Source organism: bacterium, from assembly GCA_037131655.1.
Lineage (GTDB): Bacteria > Armatimonadota > Fimbriimonadia > Fimbriimonadales > JBAXQP01 > JBAXQP01.
Window position 1 is genome coordinate 1 of sequence record JBAXQP010000280.1, and the last position, 3,577, is coordinate 3,577.

3 protein-coding genes are annotated in these 3,577 nt (G+C 50.8%); all 3 read left to right on the forward strand.

Annotated elements, in window-relative coordinates; genetic code table 11:
- A partial coding sequence (locus WCO51_11155) for a dihydroorotase (GenBank protein MEI6513812.1) occupies positions 1 to 1,326 on the forward strand: 1,326 nt, incomplete at its 5' end.
- A 1-nt stretch (position 1,327) separates the two neighbouring features.
- Positions 1,328 to 2,437 (forward strand): glutamine-hydrolyzing carbamoyl-phosphate synthase small subunit, encoded by a 1,110-nt coding sequence (carA, locus tag WCO51_11160; protein MEI6513813.1) that lies wholly within the window; start codon positions 1,328 to 1,330, stop codon positions 2,435 to 2,437.
- Positions 2,437 to 3,577, forward strand: a 1,141-nt coding sequence (locus WCO51_11165) for a glycosyltransferase family 39 protein (protein ID MEI6513814.1), incomplete at its 3' end; no start/stop codon positions are given. The genes carA and WCO51_11165, both read left to right, overlap by 1 nt.

The window sequence follows — 3,577 nt, forward strand, 5'->3', positions numbered from 1 at the left end:
CGTCAAATGCGATTACTGCTTCGTAACGGTCGGGTACTTGATCCGGCACAAAAGATTGACATGGTCGCCGATGTGCTTTTAGGCGATGAGCGCGTACTGGCGATCGGCAAGGATGCTGCTGGCGCAAAGGCAGATCAGGAAGTCGATTGCACGAACTTATGGGTCTGTCCAGGATTTATCGACGTTCACGTGCACCTGCGCGAACCTGGGCAAGAGTATAAGGAAACAGTCATCACCGGCACCCATGCCGCTGCCGCTGGTGGGTTCACCACTATCTGCTGTATGCCAAACACAACTCCACCCTTGGATAATCCACACCTGATAGTCGGACTTCGAGAGAGGATGTTTGATCCAGAGGCGGGCGGTGTAGCTGTCGAACCCATATGCGCCCTCACAAAAGGGATGAAGGGCGAGCAACTTACCAACCTTGCCGAACTTCAAGAAGCAGGAGCGGTTGCCGCTTCCGATGATGCCTTCCCCATTCAAAACGCTGAAATGTTAAGGCGTGGGATGGAGTATTGTAAAATGCTCAACCTGCCGGTCGTCACTCATTGCGAAGATAAATCTCTTAGTGATGGCGGCGTGATGAATGCGGGACGTATCAGCACAATATTGGGTTTGAAAGGGATGCCTCGTGAAGCGGAAGAAGTGCAAGTTGCCCGCAATTGCATCCTAAGCCTGTACACCCAGTGCCGCCTTCACATTGCGCATGTTTCGACTTGGTGGAGCGTTGAATTAATTAAAGCCGCCAAAGGGCTAGGCGCACCCATCACTGCAGAAGCTTGCCCCCATCACTTTATATTGACTGAAGAAGCGATTGAGGAGTATGACACCAACACCAAGTGCAGTCCTCCGCTTCGGACTCAACGCGATGTAGAAGCCATTATTCAAGGGCTCGCAGACGGAGTCATTGATTGCATCGCCTCCGATCATGCCCCCCATGCCAACTTCGAAAAGGAAACCACTTTCGCTGAGGCGGCATTCGGGATTGCAGGAATAGAAACACTGGTCGGGTTGACCTTAACCCATCTCACTCACAAAGGGGTGCTATCGCCTCTTGAAACAGTGCGCCGCTTAAGCACCAACCCTTCTAAAGCTGTGAACCTGATGGGCGGGTCGCTGCGAACTGATATGTTGTCCTTGGCGCAAGTCACTGTGGTCGACCCCAACATGGAATGGACAGTCGACGCACAAGTATTCCGCTCCAAGGCACGAAACACGCCTTTCCACGGTTGGAAGCTCAAAGGCAAGGCGATGATGACTATTTGGAGCGATATTATCTACCGTGACCCCCTATTCTTGGGGATCACTAGTCAAGGGAAGTAACATGAGAGCGTATTTGGTACTGCAGGATGGAACGGTATTTGAGGGCGATTCGCTTGGAGCCGAAGGCTTTTCGTCGGGCGAAGTTGTCTTTAATACCGGTATGACAGGTTATCAGGAAATCCTGACCGATCCTTCCTACGCAGGCCAAATTGTGATGCTCACCTACCCACTGATCGGAAATTACGGCATCAACGACGACGATTTCGAATCGGACAAGGTGCAACCGAGAGGACTGATCGTTCGAGAAGCATGCACCGAGCCTAGCAACTGGCGAAGCCGAATGACCCTTGAAGAGTATATGAAACAGCGCAATATCATCGGTCTGCAGGGGGTCGATACCCGCGCCATCACCCGTAAACTTCGAAGCTATGGCGTTATGATGGGAACGATTACGAGCACTGAGACACCCGATGAAGCTCTCAAACGCCTCCAAAGTATGAAGGGCTATGGCGAGACCGATTTCGTTGATGAGGTCAGCACTAAGGAACCCTATGCATGGGGACGCGATGGGCGCGAAGCGGTTGAAGGGGATAAACAAAGCTATCGCCATCATGTGGTCGTACTCGATATGGGCACCAAGTACAACATTCTTCGCCGACTGGCCGCACAAGGGTGCCGAAGTGTTGTCGTTCCCTGCACTTCTACCGCCGAAGAGATAATGGCTTACAAACCTGAAGGGGTTGTGCTTTCCCCCGGCCCTGGCGACCCTGCCCGACTCGGTCATATAGCCAATAACATCAAAGACCTGTTGGGGCGCACACCGATTATGGGTATCTGCTTAGGACATCAGATAATCGGCACTGTGAAGGGCGGCAGTACTTTCAAACTCAAATTCGGCCATCGCGGCAGCAACCACCCTGTTAAAGACCTCGTCACTAACCAGGTAACAATCACCTCGCAGAACCATGGCTATGCTGTTTCGCCCGAAGGATTAAATAAAGATACTGAAGTGGCCCGTGTAAATCTCAACGATGGCACGGTTGAAGGGCTGCAAATTCCGAAGCAAAAAGTAATTACCATTCAATACCATCCTGAGGCATCGCCTGGGCCTTGGGATAGCCGTGGATTCTTTGCGAGTTTTGTGCAGACTATTGAAGAAACCTGTAAATAATGCTAGAATCTTTATCTCAGTTGTTTTGGAAGGAAGAGCATATCGATCCAACGGGCGGCTCCAAGATCCAATTCACATCGCTTAAACGATGGGTGGGGTTGGTGGGAGTCGTCCTCTTTACTTTTTGCGCCATTTTCTTCCGATTTATTTCCCTAAAAGCAGACCCCGATTGGCGTCTCGACTGGAGCACTGGCCTTTTCACCGACGAAGCTTACTATTTCACCAATGCCCGTAATCTGGTACTGTTCGGCCAGACGCGCTTGGATGAATTCAACAATATGGTGCTAAGCCCCCTCCTTCATCTTGTTCAAGTAGGACTATTTAGGCTATTCGGCGTGAGTTATGAGCCAGTCAGGGCGATGACGGCGGTATGCGGGCTATTGGCAGCAGTTTTTCTTGGACTGGCATTTAATCGAGTAATGGGAAAGCGCGCCGGTTGGCTTGCCTTCCTGTTTTTGGCCCTCGACCATGCCTTTCTGCTTTACAACCGTATTGCCCTCATCGAAACGCCGATAGCTATGGTGCTTTGCCTAGCGGTCTATGTCTGGGCAATCTCACAAAAAGCAAAGCGCCAAGTCATCCCTTTGGTTCTAGCCGGCGCTTTAGTCGCAATAGCTGTAACGACAAAATTTTCGGCAGCAGTTATTCTTCCCGGTTTCCTCTTGGCTTTGTTATGTATGAAAGGGCATAAGTACCGCCCATTACTCTGGCTCGGGTTGGGGTTTATTGTCGTCTTTGCTATCTGGCATTTCGCCTGGTCGCAACCAAACCATACCGAAATCACCCGCATGGTGCATCACTACCGCTATGTTCAGCTTCAACCGCACTCGATGGCCGACCTATTAAGGAACATCAACCTCGGTCTGTTCGGCCAATATAAAGGCTGGGCGCATTTCCATATCATTCACCAATCGGTACTTTTCGCCCTTTGCCTTTTTGGGTTTTTTATGCTGTTGAACTGGAAGAATAAACTTGGTGAGAATGATGGGATAGGGCTTTTAATGGCAGGATGGCTACTTGGGGGATGGCTTTTGATGTCGGTTATTAACTATTCGCCCACGCGCTATTATGTTGTTTACTTACCGGCGATAGCGGGGTTTTCGGCATGGGTTCTCCTTCGCGCCTCAAGTTGGTGGCAAA